Below are 229 nucleotides of genomic sequence, written 5' to 3'. Positions count from 1 at the left end.
CGGGGCGATCTCGCGGCGTTCAAGCTCGCCACCGCGCCGCGGCAATTGCCCCCGCTCGCCTTTGCCGCCAAGGATGGCGGCCCGATGAGCCTCGCCGATTTCAAGGGCAAGGTCCTGCTGGTCAATCTGTGGGCGACGTGGTGCGTGCCGTGCCGGAAGGAAATGCCGGAGCTCGATCACCTCCAGCAGGCCCTCGGCGGATCGGATTTCGAGGTCGTGGCCATCAACC

1 protein-coding gene is annotated in these 229 nt (G+C 67.2%); it reads left to right on the top strand.

Going from position 1 to position 229, the window contains the following annotated elements:
• Positions 1-229: TlpA family protein disulfide reductase (locus tag ACYYG1_RS18000; protein WP_461211696.1), on the top strand; the 229-nt coding region annotated here is incomplete at both ends.

The sequence above is a fragment of the Desulfocurvus sp. DL1XJH-121 genome, from assembly GCF_054819825.1.
The sequence above is the reverse complement of the archived record's forward strand: the minus strand, read 5'-3'. Positions and strand labels throughout refer to the sequence as shown.